Annotated in this window: 1 protein-coding gene; it reads right to left on the minus strand. The window is 77.0% G+C overall.

Annotated features, from left to right (window positions below):
* Positions 1–45: 45 nt before the first annotated feature.
* Positions 46–666: a DUF4291 domain-containing protein gene (locus FOE67_RS27435; RefSeq protein WP_182667508.1), complete on the minus strand. Its 621-nt coding sequence runs from the start codon at positions 664–666 to the stop codon at positions 46–48.
* Between the last annotated feature and the right edge of the window lie 107 nt (positions 667–773).

Here is a 773-nt window from a genome sequence, read left to right on the forward strand (position 1 = left end):
CCCGAGCCCCGGGCCCCGGTCACCCGGCGGGGACGAGCGGCCCGTTCACCCGGTCGCCGTTCGCGGGGCGGGCGGGAGGATCCGGGCCGCCGCGTCGTCCGGCAGCGGCAGGGGCCGCTCCTCCGGCAGGAGCGCGGCGGCCTCCTCGCGTCGGCCGGCCCGCACCAACCCGTGGATCTCCCGGGCGAGCGGCGTGAGATCCCGGATGCCGAGAATCCACTCGTCGGCGTAGCGCCGGGCCGCCTCCGGGCCGAGCCCCACCTGCACCGAGCGGTGCGGCAGGGGCCGCAGGTCGAGGTCCCGTTCGGGGTCCCACTGCACCCGCACCGGCGAGACGCGCAGGTCCGCCCGCCAGGCGGCGCGGTCCCCGTGCGGGCCGGGGACGTGGTGGGAGAGGCAGGCGTGGCGCAGCGCCCACTCGAACCCCGCCCGGCTGATCTCGACGGCGAGGACCGTCTCCTGCCCCTGCTTCCGCCCCCACCCGCAGCGGTACATCATCCAGCGGAAGGACGGCTTGATCCACGTCATCCGGTCCCGCTTCCAGGTCGCCGGGAAGAAGCCGTCGCGGGCGGCCGGGAGGCCGATGGCGGGCGGGTACGCCTGGTACACCGTCACGGTCCGCTCGGTGTGGGAGGCACGGATCCGGTACCGGGGTTCGTCGGTCACGGCGCGATCGGGCTGCGGATCGGGGCGCGGGTTCACCGTCCCGAGTGTGTGCGTCCCGGCCCCCGCCCGCCACCGAATTGTCCGCCCGGGGCGGGGCGTTCACGGGG

This window comes from Streptomyces calidiresistens (genome assembly GCF_014141525.1).
Lineage (GTDB): Bacteria > Actinomycetota > Actinomycetes > Streptomycetales > Streptomycetaceae > Streptomyces > Streptomyces calidiresistens.